The sequence below is a fragment of the Stenotrophomonas sp. PAMC25021 genome (genome assembly GCF_004795795.1).
GTDB classification, from domain to species: domain Bacteria; phylum Pseudomonadota; class Gammaproteobacteria; order Xanthomonadales; family Xanthomonadaceae; genus Stenotrophomonas; species Stenotrophomonas muris.
The window spans coordinates 2,432,723-2,449,610 of the sequence record NZ_CP039255.1 but is presented as its reverse complement, the minus strand read 5'-3'; the positions used below and the strand labels follow the sequence as shown (position 1 = coordinate 2,449,610).

At 59.6% G+C, this 16,888-nt stretch carries 20 protein-coding genes; 6 read left to right on the top strand and 14 right to left on the bottom strand.

All coding sequences use genetic code 11. The features are described 5' to 3' along the window. Positions 1-107 precede the first annotated feature (107 nt). The gene (speE, locus tag E5790_RS11490) at positions 108-962 is read left to right on the top strand and encodes a polyamine aminopropyltransferase (protein ID WP_008268330.1); all 855 of its coding nucleotides are present in this window, start codon (positions 108-110) and stop codon (positions 960-962) included. 124 nt (positions 963-1,086) lie between these two features. Here the strand turns inward: speE and E5790_RS11485 are convergent, their stop codons facing one another. After that, the gene (locus E5790_RS11485; RefSeq protein ID WP_168708244.1) at positions 1,087-1,992 is read right to left on the bottom strand and encodes an aspartyl/asparaginyl beta-hydroxylase domain-containing protein; all 906 of its coding nucleotides are present in this window, start codon (positions 1,990-1,992) and stop codon (positions 1,087-1,089) included. Positions 1,993-2,428: 436 nt separating this feature from the next. On the opposite strand from E5790_RS11485, the gene E5790_RS11480 reads away from it, so the two are divergent. Next, entirely contained in the window at positions 2,429-3,088 is a 660-nt protein-coding gene (locus E5790_RS11480; RefSeq protein ID WP_032958814.1) for an RIO1 family regulatory kinase/ATPase, read from the top strand. A gap of 125 nt (positions 3,089-3,213) precedes the next feature. On the opposite strand, the gene E5790_RS11475 is transcribed toward E5790_RS11480, so the two are convergent. Further along, the gene (locus E5790_RS11475) at positions 3,214-3,552 is read right to left on the bottom strand and encodes a P-II family nitrogen regulator (protein ID WP_005411374.1); all 339 of its coding nucleotides are present in this window, start codon (positions 3,550-3,552) and stop codon (positions 3,214-3,216) included. Between the two features lie 155 nt (positions 3,553-3,707). Here E5790_RS11475 and E5790_RS11470 point away from each other — a divergent pair, with 155 nt between their 5' ends. Next, positions 3,708-3,959 (top strand): accessory factor UbiK family protein, encoded by a 252-nt coding sequence (locus E5790_RS11470; RefSeq protein ID WP_005411375.1) that lies wholly within the window; start codon positions 3,708-3,710, stop codon positions 3,957-3,959. Between the two features lie 126 nt (positions 3,960-4,085). Beyond that, positions 4,086-4,520, top strand: a complete 435-nt coding sequence (gene arr, locus E5790_RS11465) for an NAD(+)--rifampin ADP-ribosyltransferase (RefSeq protein ID WP_111205624.1) — start codon at positions 4,086-4,088, stop codon at positions 4,518-4,520. Here arr and E5790_RS11460 read toward each other — a convergent pair. The 7 genes from E5790_RS11460 to E5790_RS11430 form a co-directional block, all read right to left on the bottom strand. Beyond that, positions 4,513-4,959, bottom strand: a complete 447-nt coding sequence (locus tag E5790_RS11460; protein WP_111205625.1) for a DUF4279 domain-containing protein — start codon at positions 4,957-4,959, stop codon at positions 4,513-4,515. The two genes, arr and E5790_RS11460, sit on opposite strands and share 8 nt — an antisense overlap. Before the next feature lie 268 nt (positions 4,960-5,227). Then, on the bottom strand, positions 5,228-5,707 hold the full coding sequence (locus tag E5790_RS11455; RefSeq protein ID WP_210730430.1) for a hypothetical protein: 480 nt from the start codon (positions 5,705-5,707) through the stop codon (positions 5,228-5,230). Between the two features lie 1,261 nt (positions 5,708-6,968). Further along, positions 6,969-8,255: a hypothetical protein gene (locus E5790_RS11450; protein WP_111205627.1), complete on the bottom strand. Its 1,287-nt coding sequence runs from the start codon at positions 8,253-8,255 to the stop codon at positions 6,969-6,971. A gap of 1,067 nt (positions 8,256-9,322) precedes the next feature. Then, positions 9,323-9,757 carry a hypothetical protein gene (locus tag E5790_RS11445; RefSeq protein ID WP_111205629.1) on the bottom strand — a complete coding sequence of 145 codons (435 nt, stop codon included), beginning with the start codon at positions 9,755-9,757 and terminating at the stop codon, positions 9,323-9,325. A 233-nt stretch (positions 9,758-9,990) separates the two neighbouring features. Next, the gene (locus E5790_RS11440; RefSeq protein WP_136191753.1) at positions 9,991-10,326 is read right to left on the bottom strand and encodes a hypothetical protein; all 336 of its coding nucleotides are present in this window, start codon (positions 10,324-10,326) and stop codon (positions 9,991-9,993) included. Positions 10,327-11,111: 785 nt separating this feature from the next. Beyond that, entirely contained in the window at positions 11,112-11,477 is a 366-nt protein-coding gene (locus E5790_RS11435; protein WP_111205630.1) for a hypothetical protein, read from the bottom strand. 54 nt (positions 11,478-11,531) lie between these two features. Further along, positions 11,532-12,134 (bottom strand): DUF998 domain-containing protein, encoded by a 603-nt coding sequence (locus E5790_RS11430; RefSeq protein ID WP_111205631.1) that lies wholly within the window; start codon positions 12,132-12,134, stop codon positions 11,532-11,534. A gap of 627 nt (positions 12,135-12,761) precedes the next feature. Here E5790_RS11430 and E5790_RS11425 point away from each other — a divergent pair. Further along, the gene (locus tag E5790_RS11425) at positions 12,762-13,118 is read left to right on the top strand and encodes a hypothetical protein (RefSeq protein WP_049441958.1); all 357 of its coding nucleotides are present in this window, start codon (positions 12,762-12,764) and stop codon (positions 13,116-13,118) included. Between the two features lie 45 nt (positions 13,119-13,163). Then, positions 13,164-13,694 carry a cold-shock protein gene (locus E5790_RS11420; protein WP_111205632.1) on the top strand — a complete coding sequence of 177 codons (531 nt, stop codon included), beginning with the start codon at positions 13,164-13,166 and terminating at the stop codon, positions 13,692-13,694. Between the two features lie 52 nt (positions 13,695-13,746). Here E5790_RS11420 and E5790_RS11415 read toward each other — a convergent pair whose 3' ends face one another. The 5 genes from E5790_RS11415 to E5790_RS11395 form a co-directional block, all read right to left on the bottom strand. Then, on the bottom strand, positions 13,747-14,304 hold the full coding sequence (locus E5790_RS11415) for a hypothetical protein (protein WP_136191752.1): 558 nt from the start codon (positions 14,302-14,304) through the stop codon (positions 13,747-13,749). Positions 14,305-14,382: 78 nt separating this feature from the next. Next, positions 14,383-14,790: a hypothetical protein gene (locus E5790_RS11410; protein ID WP_136191751.1), complete on the bottom strand. Its 408-nt coding sequence runs from the start codon at positions 14,788-14,790 to the stop codon at positions 14,383-14,385. A gap of 26 nt (positions 14,791-14,816) precedes the next feature. Further along, on the bottom strand, positions 14,817-15,257 hold the full coding sequence (locus E5790_RS11405; RefSeq protein WP_049441965.1) for a hypothetical protein: 441 nt from the start codon (positions 15,255-15,257) through the stop codon (positions 14,817-14,819). Between the two features lie 42 nt (positions 15,258-15,299). Then, complete coding sequence (locus E5790_RS11400) at positions 15,300-15,638, bottom strand: hypothetical protein (RefSeq protein WP_134709220.1); 339 nt, start codon at positions 15,636-15,638, stop codon at positions 15,300-15,302. 110 nt (positions 15,639-15,748) lie between these two features. Beyond that, on the bottom strand, positions 15,749-16,147 hold the full coding sequence (locus E5790_RS11395) for an Imm10 family immunity protein (protein ID WP_101766221.1): 399 nt from the start codon (positions 16,145-16,147) through the stop codon (positions 15,749-15,751). Positions 16,148-16,888 lie beyond the last annotated feature (741 nt).

Here is a 16,888-nt window from a genome sequence, read left to right as displayed (position 1 = left end):
GTGACAGGTTCCAACCTGAACGGGCCGATCCGTCCGGATGTGGCATCTGTGCCACGCGGCCCCGCCCGCCAGCCCGGCTCCACCCCTCCGAACAGGACTGTTTTCCAATGACTGACAGCAACAACTGGTACATCGAACACTTCGAGCGCACCGGCTCGGCCATCGGCTACCGCATCACCGGCAAGCTGGACGAGGTGCAGTCGCCGTTCCAGAAGATCGAGATCTTCCAGACCACCGACTGGGGCAACCTGATGACCATCGACGGGGCCATCATGCTGACCAGCAAGGACAACTTCTTCTACCACGAGATGATCAGCCACCCGGTGCTGTTCACCCATGCCGCACCCAAGCGCGTGGTGATCATCGGTGGCGGCGACTGCGGCACCCTGCGCGAAGTGCTCAAGCACAAGGGCGTGGAGAGCGTGACCCAGTGCGACATCGACGAGCAAGTCACCGTGATGGCGCGCAAGCACTTCCCGGAACTGTGCGACTCCAACGACGACGCCCGCGCCGAGCTGCTGTTCGACGACGGCGTGGCCTACATGGCCAACTGCCCGGCCGGCAGCGTGGACGTGGTGATCGTCGATTCGACCGACCCGGTCGGCCCCGGCGAAGGCCTGTTCAACAAGGCCTTCTACGAGAGCTGCTTCAAGGCCCTGAAGGACGACGGCATCCTGGTGCAGCAGTCCGAATCGCCGCTGATGCAGCTGGACCTGATCAACGAAATGCGCACCGAGATGGGCAAGGCCGGCTTCGGTTCGTTCAAGACCCTGCCGTTCCCGCAGCCGTGCTACCCCACCGGCTGGTGGAGCGTGACCATGGCGCGCAAGGGCGACAGCAGCTTCGACTTCCGCCAGGCCGACTCGGCCGCCAAGACCTTCAACACCCTGTACTACACCGCCGCGCTGCACACCGGCGTGCTGGTGACCCCGCCGTTCGTACAGGCGGCATTGAAGGGTTGATCCAAACAAAAACCCGCGCTGGCGACAGCGCGGGTTTTCTGCCTTCTGTAGAGCCGAGCCCACGCTCGGCTGCTCTTCGGACAGGTTGCGGTAAACCCAGCCGAGCATGGGCTCGGCTCTACAGTCAAAGCGCCCAGATGCCCGCAATCACCGCCACCACCAGGCCCCACTTGATCAGCTGGTAGGCCACCACGCTGCGCTCTCTGAGCGCCTTGGCCTTCAGGCGTACCTTGTACAGGCCGCCGAACGCCTTGTTGACGCCACCGGTCGGGTCACCCGGCAGGTTCGGCGATGCACCACCGGCCAGCAGCGTGGCCGCCACCGCGCGGTTGAACAGGCCCGGCAGGCCGAAGCGCAGCGGGCGGGCGATGTCGCAGAACAGGATCACCCGGTCCTGCTGCGTCTCGTTGTGCGCATGGTGGATGTAGGTCTCGTCGAACATCATCCACTCGCCGTCGCGCCAGCTCTTCTTGATGCCGTCCACTTCGATGTAGCAGGCATCGTCGTTGGGCGTGCTCAGGCCCAGGTGCAGGCGCAGCGAGCCAGCGAACGGGTCGCGGTGCGGGCGCAGCTCACTGCCCGGTGGCAGCTGCGCGAACATCGCCGCACGCACGTCCGGGATCGACTCGATCAGCGCCGTGGTCTTCGGGCACAGCGTCTTCGCCGACGGGTGCGACGGGCCGTACCACTTCAGGTAGAAGCGCTTCCAGCCACGACGGAAGAACGAATTGAAGCCGGCATCGTTGAACGTGCTGGAGGCAGCGATCTTCTGCGCGTCGCGCAGCGCCAGCGCCTCGTCGCGGATCATCTGCCAGTTCTGGCGCAGCGGCTCCAGCTGCGGGAACTCTTTGCCCGGGTCCAGGAACGGCGTGGTCGGCACCTTCGAGAACATGTACATGACCACGTTGATCGGGGCCATGAAACTGGAGTGGTCCAGCAGCTGGCGCGACCAGCGCGCGCGGACCTTGCCACGGAAGTGGATGTACAGCACGCAGGCCACGAACAGCGCTGCAATGACGATTTTGATGATCAAAGCACTTTCCTCCAGCCGCGGCCGGAACGGGAAACGGGGCGATGCACGGCCAGGCGGCCAGCACCGGTTCGGAACGCGGCAGGGGACGGGGACGTGCCGGAGGGGGGCGGCCGCCGATGTCGCGGGTTAACAGCTTATGGTCGGCAGGGCGTGCGCCGGGGTCAAGCTGGACGTGCGTGGCGTTCAGCGCGCCGCCGATGAATGGGCTGGAAGCGCGCCCAACTCATTGATCCAGCGGGGCAATCCTTATAAGTGAGACGGAATTGTCCGATTCTGCGTGACGAACTGTTCCAGCCACGACCCCGACATTTCTCCGACAAATCGTGGAATAGCGAACTGGCGAGTACTAAAATTAACGAAAACTTAGTAACTCCCTGTAACACCGGTTCGCTTGACGCTTTGCGCCACCCACCGGGTCGTTCGAGACCCCGACATGCATCTTCCTGCTCTTCCCCCCTCCTCCTGCGGCAATGATGCCGCCTCCCCGCTGCTGCTCAAGCGCGGCGAACGTTTCCTGGCCCCCGACGTCTACCGCACCTGCCTGGACGGGCGCGAGGCGGTCATCAAGGACTACTCCCGCTACCGCGGCACTCCCGTTTCGCTGATCGCGCGACTGATGGTGCGCCGCGAGGCCCGCATGCTGCAGCGCCTCGGCGGCTGGAAGCATGCCCCCGCGCTGCTCGGCACCCTCGGTGGCCTGGCTCTGGGTATGGAGTTCATCCCCGGCCAAACCCTGAGCACCGCGCAGGCCGTCGGCAATGACGTGTTCGAGCAGCTGCAACACGCGCTCAGCCGCCTGCACGCCGCCGGCATCACCCACAACGACCTGCATGGCACCAACGTGGTGGTCAGTGGCGGCGTGCCGGTGCTACTGGATTTCACCTCCGCCTGGCGCGTACCCCGCTGGCTGCGCCGCGGCCCGCTGAGCCGGCAGATGCGCCGCAGCGACATGAAGAACCTGCTGAAGATCCGCCAGCGCGTGACCGGCCAGGCGCCGAGCGCCGCGCAGGCCGCGCTGGTGGCCGACCCGGGCTGGGTCGCCGCGGTGCGTCAGGGCTGGAAGCGGTTCTACAAGTGGGCCAAGCGCCGGTAGGGGTCGAGCTCGCTCGACCGCTTTACCGCTCTTTGTAGAGCCGAGCCCGCGCTCGGCTGCTGTTCCTGCATCGCGCGAAATGCAGCCGAGCATGGGCTCGGCTCTACAACATCCCGCCGAGCGGGTTACAACGCGTCCGCGTCCAACTCGCCGGTACGGATACGCACCACGCTGCCCAGGTCGTACACGAACACCTTGCCGTCACCAATCTTGCCGGTGCCGGCGGCCTTCACGATGGCCTCAACCACCGCCTCCACCTGGTCATCGGTCACCGCCACTTCCAGCTTCACCTTCGGCAGGAAATCGACCACATACTCCGCGCCACGGTACAGCTCGGTGTGGCCCTTCTGGCGACCAAAGCCCTTCACTTCCGTCACCGTGATCCCGGTGACCCCACGCTCGGCCAGCGCTTCGCGCACGTCGTCGAGCTTGAACGGCTTGATCACCGCCATGACCATCTTCATCGTCTATCTCCTGTCTTCCGGCGTGGAGGATAGCGCCTGAACACGGCCCGTGCGAAGCCGCTGCCGCCTGTCCGGGCAGTGGGTGCCGGCAGTATCCTTGTGCCCGAACGGCCTGCCCGCGCCGGATGCACGGGCCCACCCCCACGGAGCACCCCATGATCGACCTGAATCAAATCGATGACCTCGCCCGTCGCCTCAGCGACCTGGTGCCGCCGGGCCTGCGCGAATCGCGCGAGGAACTGCAGGCCACCTTCAAGAGCGCGCTGCAGGCCGGCCTGGCCAAGCTGGACCTGGTCACCCGCGAGGAGTTCGAAGTGCAGCGCGCGGTGTTGTTGAAGACCCGCGAAAAGCTGGACGCGCTGGAAACGGCCGTGCGCGAGCTGGAAGGACGCGGCGCCGCAGAATGAAAAAAGGAGGCGCACTGCGCCTCCCGTTTACAGATTATTTCCCGGATGGGGCCTTGCAGCAAGGCCCACCGGGCGCCCTAGACTCGCCGGCCTGTCGATCCGGCAGGACAAGCAGGGGCAGCAGCGATGGCGCAGGACACTGAATGGACACCCGTTTCGCATGACACCTGCGACCAGGTCGCCGGGCCGTTCTATCACGGCACCCGCGCTGACCTGGCGGTGGGCGAGTTGCTGAGCGCGGGCTTCCGCTCCAACTACCGCGACAGCGTGGTGATGAACCACATCTACTTCACCACCATTGCCAAGGGCGCCGGGCTGGCTGCGGAGATGGCTCGCGGTGAAGGGCGGCCACGCGTGTATGTGGTGGAGCCGACCGGGCCGTTTGAAGACGATCCGAATGTGACCAACAAGAAGTTTCCCGGGAACCCGACGCGGTCGTATCGGAGTGCGCAGCCGTTGCGGGTGGTTGGGGAGGTTTCGGAGTGGGAAGCCTACGACGCGGAGTTCGTTCGGCAGCTGAAGGCGTTTGTTGCTTCGGGGAGTGGGGAGATCATCAATTGATGGCCTGCTGGCGTTGGGCGTCGCGCACCTCTTCATCGGCTTCATAGATGTCCAGCCCGAGCTCAATGCCGCGCTCACCCAAGGCCAGCAGCGCGCGAGGCGAAAGCGAGACACCACCGTTGCTGCTGCACATGAAAAGGCCACAGAACAGATCAGGCCGGAAGCGTGCCAGAGCCTGCCATACGGCGAGATCGCCGGTGAGTTGATCGAGGATCTCGAAGATCTGAGCGTCCAGATCTTCAGGCTCACGACGCTCCGCATCAAGTTGCCAGCTTCCAGTCCTGGCGATACGCACGGTGCCTGATTGGTTGCCTCTGAATTCCTGGCCCTTGTGATGCGCGGCGGTTGGATTCGCGCCCAGCAAAGCAGTGATCTCGGCTGGATTGAGGTCATCCCCGAAGAGCCGGAGGGTTACCAAGGAGTGATGGAATATGGTCATTGGATTTCAGTTGCGTGCGTTCTGCTCTGTCAGCTTTCGGCCAGTAGCGAACGTTCAACGCCTGACTTAAGCCATTCCGCGAAGCGGCATCGGCTTGAACAAATTGTTAGATCTGCGGCCTCGAATTCTCCGCGAGCAATTCGTCAAGTCGGGTGCAGGAGTCGCCTGCGTACTTCTTACGTCGCGTGGGTTCATGAGGCTCCTATTGTGCGCCCTAACGCTGGAGTTAAGCGGCTGCCCATATGGGTCGTCCGCCTTGAACGAACTGTTAGGTGCGTGTGCGACGTTGCACCGAGATCTGTTGGGTGATGCGGCGATTGATCTTGCGCTTCCATTCAAGCTGTTTTTCCGACAGCTTCCGCTTGAGGCGCGTACTGACCAAGAGTTCATATTCAGTGTCGTAGATGTACCCCATCTTGCGCCCATGCTCGATGACGTCGAGGTTAGCGTTGGCATACGGGTCTTTTGCGATGCGTTTCAGGCCATCGAACAGGTTGCCCGTATCAATGCCAATAAAGCGATTGATGCAAACGTTGCCAACGTAAGTCGACTTGCCTGTGATGCGATTTGTTATGTAGCAATGCTCTTTTATTTCTTGGCCGCAAGGGCAGTGATCGAACTCTTCCGTGATCTCCACACTCACCAAGTCCCACTCGGTGCGGGCTACCTCGAATAAGTCCGAGCGTGACAGCGGAAGTATGTGGGCTTTCAGCCTTTCGAAGTTATGTTCCACAGTGGTCTCCGGCACGGGCCTAACGCCTGAGTTGAGCCAACCGGCGAAGCCGGTTCGGGTTGAATGAATTGTTAGGCCTCAACGCCCCTCCCGAACACGATTTGCAGCGAACCAGGCGAAATCAGACTTGGTGCCCGATGACTGGCGCTGGTTGGACTGCTCATGCGGACGCTGAAGCCGTGTTGAGCAAGAATGCCAAGCTCCCGAATCGACTCAACACGAACGTAGTCCTGCTCGAACCGACTCATGCTCGCTACGTACTTACCGTCCTCATGCAGGTGCGGAGTGAGAACAGCCCCCGGCTCGTTGCCGCGCGACACGGTGTAAGATATGGCCGTTGCTTCTGACACTTTGCGATCCCCTGTGATTGAGTCCTAACGCCAGAATTAAGCCGAGCCGCGAAGCGGATTCGGCTTGAATGACCTGTTAGGGCACGCACCGAGCAAGCCCAGCGCATGGTAGTAGGACGCACCCTCCCGTTCGGCTTGGACTGCTGTGCAGCCGATACTGGAAAGTGACTGGAGTAATGGGCCACGAAGTGACCCAGCAGGAACTACTTTACGTCTGTCCGGACCCAGAGCAGTACGAAGAACGTCTTGCGTTACACGGTGGGTAACATTGGCGATGCGAACCTGGTGAGCCTCCGGCGCTAGAGCAACAAGGGCCAAGAGGACCCTCTCCGTGAATCGTTGTCCTCTGGTGATGCATGCTCTCTCAATATTCTCTAGCTGGATCACGCACTGCGAAGAATTCAGCCAGCCCCTGATGTAGGGAAGGCTACGTTCTTGCGGCTCAGCGAGAGACGCCGAATAGTCAAGGGTTGAGAGCCTGACAGAAACGTGAAAGTCATCGCGGCCAAGCGAGAATGTCGATGCGCACCTCGACACAATCACTTCAACTTCCCGCTCGTTACCAGCAACTTCAGCTCGAAAGGTTCCGATTGACCGTTCACTTTGCACAGCGGCCCAACCACCTAGTAGACGGACCCTTGGGTCCGATTATACGACTTACGCACAAAGCACCGTATGGGGGACTTCTCCCTTGATACGGCGCGATCTTAGGGTGCCTGATTCCGATTAACAAGCCAACGTAAACCGGACCCAGCGGTAGGCTCGACGACCGCAGCAAGCAGGGTGCAAATGCCCGCTTTGGGTCGAAAGCGGAGAATAGCACAGGGCCAAGCGCCGGCGCAGTACTGATGTCTGCTTCCGGCCAGAAGCGGGAATCGTCAAGAATTGCAATCGACCAGTTGCGAATCAGAGTTGAACTCACTGGATCAGGGCGGGATGTCATCAGCGAACCCGCCAAGCCCTGAATCATTGAGTAAAGTGACGAAATCTCCTAGCTCTCGCACGCCTTTTGTCTTCTTGTGGAGCGCGTTGAGAAGACCGGGAAAATCAAAGCTCCCGACGATCTCCTCATTGGCTGCCGACCCTGTGATTATTCGCTGCGCATGCTCAACGGAGAGCTCAGATGCATATACTGTAAGTAATCGACCAGTTTTATTTGCCTCTGAAAAAGACCGGGATCGCAGGTAGATGTCAATGAGGCGATCGGCCACTGAAGCAGGTATGTCAAACCAAAAGACGTTCTCGATCTCGTCGACGGTCGATCTCGCAATTCGCTTCTTTGCTTCTTTGGCAAAGGCATCGAAGGACAGGGCGTTCTCAATGACGTCGAACTTATCAGAGGGAAGTTCTCTGATGAAGCTTAATACCCGCTGTGAGACGTCAGCTTCTACGAGACTCCACGCCTCATTGCAAATCGACAAAAATTCGACGACAACTCCTAGTTTGGTGTCGTCGAGCTGCCGAATCACGGGCGAGCAGTGTGCTCGGACAGCTTCATTCCATTGTTGATGATGTAAGTTGCGTACCGCCTTTAGCGCGGATGAGTAGCGCGATTTTTCAGGGTAGTCAGCTTCGCCGATCAGATAATCCTTAATAAGCACGGCCACGAAGTTGCGTGTAAGCGAATCACGAGGCCTGCGCATGGCGCCGTTAGCCAGCCACGCTTGTGCTTCGTCTACCTTCCTTGGAAACAGCTGCGACCTAACATCGGTTAGCAGCCGGTCCAGGGCATATTTCCCCTGCGCTGGAGGGTGCATAAGAAGCACCGTTACAGCGTTTCTGATATGTAAGCGTGCGAGTTCTCCAGGAGGAGAGTAGGCTTCCCCGTCCGCGACGAACGAGGGATGAGCGCAACGGTTTCTGTCGTCGTAGAGCCGCGTGAGGTCTATGTATTCTAGGTTGTTCACGAGCTCGAAGGGCGACTTTGCTTTGTTGAGGAGGTCCTTTTCGAACCGCATAGCTGCGGTCACGTCGCCGTTGGCCCTGATTCGCTCAAGGGCTTCCGCTTCTTTTCCCGCAGCAGCATCGCCGGCGATGGCAAGCTCGTGAAACTTTTGCATGATGTCGAAGCAGACTGCGATCCATGTTGAGACGATAGCCGCTCGAAATGCCCCAGCTCTGTAGCTGGACACTGCTTCCCGAATGTAGTTGCGTGCACGCTCATTTCTGCACTGGAGCACTAGCTCGTCCAAGTCATAAAGCGGCGAGGTCATTGGCGCTTCCGTCGTCTGAAAGCCCTAGTATCGGGCGTGTCTGCGAATTCGCCAAAGACTGCGATAGCTTTGGTCGAAATGCTACGTATAATCAGTGACTTAGAACCGTTATTCGGGCTTCGGGTTTCGCCTAGGAGTAATGGGGGGCTCAACCTTACGCCGTCAACCCGGACGGACAACGACAGGAAGTCGGGACGCCAGAAGCCGCAGAGAGCCGGCCGACGCATCTTCCCAAAGGGTGTTGTATTAGAAGCCCTCCCGACGCAGAGCACCAAGTCGGTTGCACCGTAGGACCTGAGACACAGAAAACCCACCGATTGACGGAGGTGGGTACCGCCCTCTGAGGAGTTTCTAGGCTCCATGATTAGGGATGCCGTTACTGAATTTTGGTGGTATCAATCGTTGGCAGGGCGAAATCCCGATTGGCGAGGGTAGCCATCAATCCCAGATTTCAACCTTCAACGTCTGCGAGAACGATGGCGGAGAATCGGGGCTGCTTTCGGCCAATAGCGGACATTCATTTGTTAGCCGCGTCCAACGGGCGGGCGCCACATGAACCGGACCGACTCTGACGACCTGTCTCGTGGGACCAACATGCGAACGTACGATTTCTCGATGTGTGGCCTGGCGTCGGCTGGCTTGTAGATTTGCAGTTCATAGAAAAAACGCTCCGTGGGAACGCTCCCGATGATCTGCTCCCAGTCTGCACCTGGCGTGCCGCCCGTGAGTAGACCATGCATCCCCAGCTCATCGAGCTCAGCAGGCGTCAAGGATCGGCAGCCGCAGTTCGGAAAGCCAACCTCGCGAGCTCCTTGGCCTCGTCAAATGTTCTCCGAGAATACAGATGACTCATGGGAGCAGCGAACTTTCCAGATGACCGCTTTGGGTCGAAAGCGGAGAATAGCACCGGACTAACGCCTACGCAGTGCTGATGTCTGCCTCCGGCCAGAAGCGGACGCTCACCACAGGCGCGAATTCACAAGCCGAGTCTTCTCGCCAGAAAACGGGCACGAAAAGCAAGTGGAGCCGCACTTCATCGCGTGCCGCACCGCAGCCAACTGACGCTATCACTCTTCGATCTCTATTCTCACAACGAAGTCCAGATACTGAGGAAGCCCGTTTCTCAAGGGACACTTAAGCTCATCGTACGCGTAGTGAATTTGAACTTTCCGTCCGATGGCGTATGCAGAAATGGAATTTGGATCATCCGTCAAGATTGCTTCCGACCTTGAACTCCCATCGTTTAGGGTGAACTCGAATTCGTTTGGGTGATCGAGGCGCTCCTGCCCCGCAACGTACAGGCTCGCAATTACACCCGTGACGCACTCACCCTCAATGACTCCAGACTCGATATTGGACCACCACTCCTCGCTACCAAATAGCCCCTTATTGCCTTTTAATCCGAGCAATGGCTTCGCATCGTTCAACGTCAAGGATTGCGTATCTCGAATCCTGGACTGATCTTTCTCAAGATCATTGCGCAAGCTGTAGACGACCTTCATCCATCGCTCCTGACAGTGTGAGCCCGTGGTATCGGGAGATCGTACTTGAGGACGCTCGCGTTGAAAATATAGAGCGTGATCCCCGTTCCAAGCACAGCTTTCAGAGCCTGTCCTTGTATGAAATTTATCTCGCCTTCCTTGATTGGCAAATCACTGGCGCGCAAGAGTCGGATCTCTGTCGGGCAATCGCCGCCGAGCATCGTATCGCTGGCAATGACTGAGGATCACTTAGGTCAACCCGACGTTAGCAAGTATGTTCGAGCTCCAATAAACGCCACGTCTTCACCCGTTAGATAAAGTGCACCGGTCACGCCCTCAGGTAGCGCCTGTACTCGCCGCCTGTTTGCATCTATTGCATCCACACCAATAGAGATGTCACGGACGTTTTCTGGAGAGGTGCGCCGGCGTCCCAGCTGGATGTCTTCCAGTGTCCTCGGAATTTCATACATCGAGACAAACTTGTCTCCGACGCATATCGGGCCGCCCGTGACAACAAAACCCACGTACACCGACTTCCCAGTGCGATCCTTGGCGATCGTCTCAACAAAGAACTCGACGGTCGAACTCATGACTGGCCTCTAGCTATTTGGATGCGCAGGACTTCTGCGATTCGTTCCAGCGTAAATTCCTGTTGCTGCGTTCGAAAAGTGCTATCAGCGCCACCCGGCACCTAATCCCGTGAAGAGCAATCTTGTTGTTCAGCCAATCAAACTAACATAATCAATGGAGCGTGCAGAAATGCATCTCCAAGATCCTCATCCCCCCTGAGCCGAAGTCATCACCTGAAATGGTTCTTCGTGCTCCACGTAGGTGTGTAGAGTCGAATTCTGGCGTCACACTGGCTTACGTCATTTATTGGATTCATCGTGTCCGTACTCTCTCGCAGGCGGATGGCTGCACCTATATCGGAATCATCTGGACTGCGGGTCCGCTTCGGCCAGAAGCGGACGTTGGTTGTCGGCTACCACGTGCCGGTCAAGAGATGAGAAGGAAGCTCTTCCAGCGCACACTGCGGTGCATCCACTTCCCAATACACGAAGCAACAACCGCACCCCTCAAAGTTTTCGGGGCAGGTAGCCATGTTGTCTCGCCAGCGGTCCAACCATTGCTCGACAAGCTCCCACTCGGCATTGAACTTAGCCTCGGATCCGGCGTCGTCACCCTCACCTAGCAGGACAGTTATGACAGCTCGCGGCATCGGAGGAGAATGTCTGCTTTGGGTCGAAAGCGGAGAATAGCACCGGGCTAACGCCTAAGCAGTGCTGATGTCTGCTTCCGGCCAAGAGCGGACTCTCGCAATGCCTCGAACCGGCCCACGAATCTGCGTGGTATAGAACGAATATCGGGCCGAACCCTACTTGAACATCTCCAACAGATCCTTGTCTTCATGCCGCTGCTCCCACGTGGAGAGAAAACAAAAGCTCACACCACTTCGCATGGCAGCCTTCTGAAACCCGGCCAGTTCTTCCTTGGTAACCGGGTACTCAGCCGGATCAAAGTGCAGAATCCCCCACGGCTTGACGAGAGAGAACCCAGGCAGGAGTTCCGAGAAGATCGCCTTGAGCTGGGGCTGGAGGGTAGAAAAGTCCTTGATAGGGCCCGCGTGATTGCCAAGGGCATGACATTGGCGACGGATGGTCCTGTCTCCACCGACCAAGCGCGCAATAAAATGGTCCTGGTGCACTTGGACGTAGATCAGCTGGCGGCGAAAGATTCTCATCTTGCTCTCAACTCCGCACGCTCAATCATCGTCCAAGTGCAGCATACCCTTCCATCAATGCGCAGCCTGCGCCTTCAGCGCGCTTGAATCCCTGCGCAGCAGGTACAGCGCAACCAGGAACGGCCACAGCGAGTTGATCGACGAGAACAGGCGCTGTGTCAGCCCCCTGAATCCCTCCGGATCCGCCCCCACCACGTTCAACCAGAGATAGACAATCCCCGCGATGCTCACCACAGCGGTCACGGCGTACGCCCTTCGGTTGGCCGACCACGCGCTCAGTTCGATGTGCGACATCGCCGGTGCAACGATGTTGGCGATACCGATGGTGTAGAAGCCGTGCATCGGGTGGCCCATGGGCCAGAGCCCGTTGGTCAGCATGGAGATGCCAAAGATCGCCCAGCAGATTGCGCCTACGGCAATCCGCCGGCCGGACTCCCGCCATATCCCGATGGCAAACGCCACGAAGCCCACGCCGGAGCCGAGGGCGGCGATCCTGCCGCAGATGCTTGCAAGCGTGGGCGCCTGCAGCAGCTCGCTGGCGTGCTGCGCAAGCGGGTTGTAGCCCGGCGCGAACAGGGCAGCAACGCTGGTCCAGAACAGGAACCACGGAAGCGGGAGCAGACCCGCAGACAGAAGAAGTCGATTGCGGCGTAACACGTACAGTGATCCTTGTAGCGGCCTGCGCCAGTGGGTGGAGTCCGTTCAAACGCCGCAGAACCTTCCTGCTGCGGGCAGGACAGTTCCTGGTGACTACAGCAGTAGTCAGATTCTGCGTGACGCCCCACGGGGTCAATAGGCAGAAAGTCACTCACGCATGGAGGCGAAATACGCGGCATCCATCAGCGACCGTCGGACCAATGCTGTCGCATTTGCCGCGCCCTACATCTCTGACGGAAGGTTCTGACGACTCCGTTCCAGAAGTCCCGCTGCGCCAAGCACGCCAAGGCTCTCGCCGCTTCCGGTGCTATGCGACAATGCCAAAAGCGTCTCGGGTTTTGGCGGCATTGCCCCCCACCCGTTGGCATTCCGAACAACAGCAGGTAATCGTTACTGCGCCACCGTGCATCGGTGGTCGGGACTCGAAAGCCCGTTTTGTTGGGAAGTAGTTTGCGCTTGCCAGCCGGCACCACCGCGCGTGGTGCCGGCTGGCAATCCGTCTGCCGGCTATGGCGGGCGGGGCGTGGGGGTCTTGTACCCGCCGGTTCCCAACATCCGGTTTTCGAGCCACGCTCTGCCCGCCACCTTTATCGGTGGCGGCGTCCGCCTGCATGCACGGAGCCCGCCATGACCACGCCGCACTCCCCTCCCCCGCGCCCGATCCAGCAAGCGCCCTCGGCCGCTCCGGCCCCGGACCCCAACAGCCTCATCGCCATCCTGCGCGCCATCGGCGCGGGCGCTGCGGCCGATGGCCAGCCGTGGCCTGAGCGCCATCACCTGCGTGGCCGGCAGATGGCGTTGTCCGACGCCGACTGCGCACTCACCGGCCAGCGCATCGTGCAGGAGATCCTGCTGGCGGCCGAGCGCACGCGCCAGAACGGCGGGCCAGAGCAGTACGTGGGCGACCGGGTGATGGAGGGGCTGGTGATGGCCGATCTGGCGCTGACCGCCTTCATTCACGAGCGGATGCGACCCAAGGACTGAGCGCGCTTATCGCGCGGACCTTTCTGCCTGTGTGTGGGGTGACGAATGAAGAAGCTCGGCCTGGCCGCTGCGGTGATATGCATCGCGGTGATCGGCGCGATGTGGGTGGATTGGCCCGAGCCTGCGGGCGATCAGGTGTGGGCCTACCAAAAGCTGCAGCCGGCCGATTACCGCCTGCTGCACAGTGATGCGCGCGGCTTCGTGACCGCGAAGGCCCACGAGGGCTTTGAACTGCACGCGCGCCATGCCGGGGCGATATCCTTCGAGATCCGCCGCAAGGGCGTGCTGGTGATGGACGTGGAGAACGCGCCCTCGCGCGTGCTGATCCGCATGCCTGCCGATGCACGGTGGCGCGCGCCGGACATCGAGCGTCTGCGTATCAGCTTCGAGCGTTGGCTGGATCTGCACCAGAGCCAGGGGCGGTTGCTGGTGGAAAGCGCGGGGCCTTCGTGGGTTGAGGCACGGTTTGGGCGCTTCAATGGGTTGGTGCTGGATGAGCAGCGGTGTCTGCTTGGGGCGCCAGCCGACCGCCAGGCCGCTCCCACCAATTACCTCAGCGCTGAAGTGCCCTCGTAGGCTGACGCTCACGGTTGCGCTGTGCCTGCACCGCATGCGGCACAGCAACTGGTCAGGGGCCAAACCCCAGCGCCATCGCAACCACTTTCCCATCCCGAACGTAGAAGCAAATGCTCGATCCACCTTCCGAGAACCCACAGGTGCGCTCGACATCGAAGCCCCCCAGCGTTGCCTGCTCTGTCTTCCGCTGGCCATATCTGCGTGCTGTGCCGATGGCCTCGGACGCCGGATCACCCATCGCAACGCCTTTCAGCTTCACGCCGCGCAGGCTCTCGGTTCTACCTGCAGTGGGTTGCGCCGCGCTGATCGATGAAACGCGGATCTCATCAATGGTTCGGAACTGCGGAGCCACGTCAGGGTTGGAGGTGATCAGCACCTCCAATCGGGTAGTGGGATCCAGGTATCTACGCCGCATCAGTCCTGTGGCATCCACGACCAGCTCGCCATCACCATAGCGGCGCAGGAAATCCCTCTCGCTGTAGACATGCGGGATGAAACTTCCATCGCGGAAGGCTTTCGATACAAAGTCCACGCGTGGATTCCCTGCGGGGAAGCCTGCTGCTGCAGGCAACATACCCAGCGCAATCAAGATGAGTCTGCGTGTCTTCATGACAACTTCGTCCATCCATCTGAAAGAATGATCACAGAGCATTCTTGACTCGGATAGCCCACTCGTTCCAGAGGCGTATCACCATTCCGGACGATAGCGGTCCTTGTACTCGTCTTGAATCAGTCCTTGGTTCACATAGCGCCCCTGATTGGTCCTCAGCACGTCCCGCGCGAACCTCAAGGCGCCGTCAACCGAATCAAACGTCCACTCGGTACCAAAGGGATGATCAGGATCCACCGCCTCGAACTCGTACACATCGATGAAGCCAGGCGCTCCATTGTCAAATACTTCGCAAAGACGAACCCTCCAGGCGTTCAGATTGGCCTGCTCAATGGAGACAAAGCGAATCACACGCTGATCCAACTCATATCGATCGGAGAGCAGCTGCTCGACATCGCGACCCGCCGAAAGATTGCCTGTTACATCCAGATCACAAAGATAGCGCTGCAATGGATCCCTCATTCCGTTGAGAAAATTGACCAGCAAGTGAGCATCGGTGACTTCCGGAGCGACTAGGACGCCTCGCCCGAGGCATAGTGCCATGCACCCGACGATTGGCCGTTGTAACGGCTATCGATGTCCTCCAGCCATACCTTCAGATCCATCAGAAACCTTGCATGGTCGAAGTCCTTGAACTTCACCCTGCCCAGTTGCTCCGCCAACTGCTCAAGCAATTCGCGGGAGACATACCGCATTTTCTCCTTCATCGAGAGCGGAACGATGGTCGGCAGGTCAAGCATCACATCGGTATAGAACTCCGCCTTCTTTCGTCGAAACTGCACTCTTCGCTTGAAATCCAGCTCGGGATCTCGACACACGAAAAGCAATGCCACAGAAGCCACTTCGTTCCCGTAGCTCCTGGACTCGAATGTGGCGGAGCGCTCTACGTAATGACTTTTTATCCTGCCAACATGCGACTCCCAGTCGCAGTCCGCCACGAAGTTCAGTTTCATCAGTCCCACGCTCCATGTCAGTGCTGCGCGCGCATCCCGCACCTATTCGAGCAGGTCGTGTAGATCGATGCCAGACGGATTCACCAGGCGCTTCTCGCGACCCACATGGTGAAGCTCGAAGGTGCCTTTCTCTGAATCGATGACACGGGTGCCATCAAGCACCGCCAGAAACCCGAAGACCGCCGAACGGGCAGCTTCACCGGCAACGGCTCGCAACATGTCGGCTTCTACAGCGGACAAGCTGTTGAACCATTCGGACCGTGCCAACAGGTCTGGGGCCACCCGACGGCCCGGTGGATACGCCAGGTTCGAGATCGTACTACCCACGGATGATTCAAGCACATAGCGCTGGATAGCGGATACAAATTCGTCAGCTTTCATGCCACTCCCCCGGCTTTGAAAATGAGCCAGAACACATTCGCCTGTCCGGACCTGCTGCCTCTTGTCCCCGCTCAGCCCGCCTCTCGCAGGCAGTGCGGCACAGCATGAACTCAATCCCGTCCAGACGAGTTCAGATCAAGCGGAATACCCTCCGCAACACAGATTTTCCGCAACGCGGCCTCCAGCTTGCTGCCGTTTTCCAACGTTTTCAGTGTCACTGCAATCCCACCAGTGATCCCAAGCTTCCTCTGTGCACTTTCGGAGAGAGACAGCTCAAGCTCCATGCGCCGCAGAGAGATATGCACCAGACCGCCATAGCAAGGCTCAAGACCTCCACCGACCTCGATATGGGCGTGCGCCATGCCCAACTCTTCGTCCTGGTCGTCATACGCCTTCGCGTTCTGCAATACCACGTAACGAGACGGATTCGTCGAGCTGTCGGCCAAGCCAACTACGATGCAGTAGTCATCTTCCTCTATGGAAACGACTTCGGCCTTGAATCTGTACATTTCCCGGGTACTCCTGACATGTGGAAAACTCAATGTCTACTCCGCCGCTGTCCTGGTGCCGCTCTCAGCACGCAGGGTCGTATCGTTGTCACCCTTCCAGCCCACCTGGGTGCCACTCGCCCCGCCTGCGAGCCCATCCGTACTTTTGTCTGTTCCCCCGCCGCTCGGTCATCAAGGGCGGCGCCAACGTCAGGGGCGGTCTGTACTGACGGAAACCGAGCCGTCTTCCAGCAGGTGGACGCTTACATATGCGTCTGGCGGAGGTATCCGATCGATCGACGCCCCTGCGGGGAGAATGTCCCAACTTGTGATCGGGCCGCAGACTGTCCTATGCACCAAACGGCTGCTATCCAACCCTCGCTTGGCAAGCTCGGCCACAACTACTTCAGGCGGCTGGCGCTCGAAGCCCTTGTAGGCGGTGCACGTCTCTCCCGTCTGGCCAATGGGATACGTTGAACTCTCCACCTCATCCCGGCACCCCGGCAGGCCCATGGCGAGCGAGAGGGCCATCAGTACTCGAATGCACTGCATTTCAGCTCGCTCCTTTCCTTCACTGCCCTGTAGTACCCCTTGTCTGACGCAAGACCTGCGAGACCGCCATCCCAGAGCCGCGCTGCACAGATCATTTGCCCTCGATGCGCACGCTGCGCCCTTTGCAGGCAGAAATACCCCGAGACGCATTGCCGGCAAACCCCGATAGTCCCACGCAGATTACCTGCCGCACCATCAGGCGTCTTTCTG

Bases quoted from the DNA above. Each gene is read 5' to 3' on its own strand.
- E5790_RS11395 (WP_101766221.1), bottom strand. From the start codon at position 16,147: ATGTACAGATTCAAGGCCGAAGTCGTTTCCATAGAGGAAGATGACTAC.
- E5790_RS11420 (WP_111205632.1), top strand. From the start codon at position 13,164: ATGAAGAAGCTCGGCCTGGCCGCTGCGGTGATATGCATCGCGGTGATC.
- E5790_RS11400 (WP_134709220.1), bottom strand. From the start codon at position 15,638: ATGAAAGCTGACGAATTTGTATCCGCTATCCAGCGCTATGTGCTTGAA.
- E5790_RS11405 (WP_049441965.1), bottom strand. From the start codon at position 15,257: ATGAAACTGAACTTCGTGGCGGACTGCGACTGGGAGTCGCATGTTGGC.
- E5790_RS11470 (WP_005411375.1), top strand. From the start codon at position 3,708: ATGATCGACCTGAATCAAATCGATGACCTCGCCCGTCGCCTCAGCGAC.
- E5790_RS11460 (WP_111205625.1), bottom strand. From the start codon at position 4,959: ATGACCATATTCCATCACTCCTTGGTAACCCTCCGGCTCTTCGGGGAT.
- E5790_RS11425 (WP_049441958.1), top strand. From the start codon at position 12,762: ATGACCACGCCGCACTCCCCTCCCCCGCGCCCGATCCAGCAAGCGCCC.
- E5790_RS11475 (WP_005411374.1), bottom strand. From the start codon at position 3,552: ATGAAGATGGTCATGGCGGTGATCAAGCCGTTCAAGCTCGACGACGTG.
- speE (WP_008268330.1), top strand. From the start codon at position 108: ATGACTGACAGCAACAACTGGTACATCGAACACTTCGAGCGCACCGGC.
- E5790_RS11480 (WP_032958814.1), top strand. From the start codon at position 2,429: ATGCATCTTCCTGCTCTTCCCCCCTCCTCCTGCGGCAATGATGCCGCC.
- E5790_RS11450 (WP_111205627.1), bottom strand. From the start codon at position 8,255: ATGACCTCGCCGCTTTATGACTTGGACGAGCTAGTGCTCCAGTGCAGA.
- arr (WP_111205624.1), top strand. From the start codon at position 4,086: ATGGCGCAGGACACTGAATGGACACCCGTTTCGCATGACACCTGCGAC.
- E5790_RS11440 (WP_136191753.1), bottom strand. From the start codon at position 10,326: ATGAGTTCGACCGTCGAGTTCTTTGTTGAGACGATCGCCAAGGATCGC.
- E5790_RS11435 (WP_111205630.1), bottom strand. From the start codon at position 11,477: ATGAGAATCTTTCGCCGCCAGCTGATCTACGTCCAAGTGCACCAGGAC.
- E5790_RS11445 (WP_111205629.1), bottom strand. From the start codon at position 9,757: ATGAAGGTCGTCTACAGCTTGCGCAATGATCTTGAGAAAGATCAGTCC.
- E5790_RS11415 (WP_136191752.1), bottom strand. From the start codon at position 14,304: ATGAAGACACGCAGACTCATCTTGATTGCGCTGGGTATGTTGCCTGCA.